At 55.8% G+C, this 249-nt stretch carries 1 protein-coding gene; it reads left to right on the top strand.

Going from position 1 to position 249, the window contains the following annotated elements; translation table 11 throughout:
• Window positions 1-60: 60 nt before the first annotated feature.
• Window positions 61-249 (top strand): hypothetical protein (locus AC1RO3_RS09325; protein WP_481764139.1); only part of this gene is annotated, 189 nt, incomplete at its 3' end.

Here is a 249-nt window from a genome sequence, read left to right as displayed (position 1 = left end):
AAAGAACTCGAAGAGCTGAAGGGCCAGCACGCCGTGTACACCCGACGACTGGTTGACGCGATGGGCGGCGAAGAGGCATACTTCGCATCGTCCGATGGTTTCATCAAGGTAGTCGAATTCGACTACGAGGCTGATCCTGAGGACCAAGACGATCTCGACATTCCGGCTATGATCGCGATGATACGCGCAGCTCGTCGTCGAGTTCCACTCAAACAGGGTGTGAAAGTGGTTGTCCGCTACGCCCTGAAC

It is taken from the genome of Dellaglioa sp. CoH-57-MRSF-19 (assembly GCF_056781975.1).
Note: the sequence above shows the minus strand (reverse complement) of the source record. Positions and strands in the feature narration are given on the sequence as shown.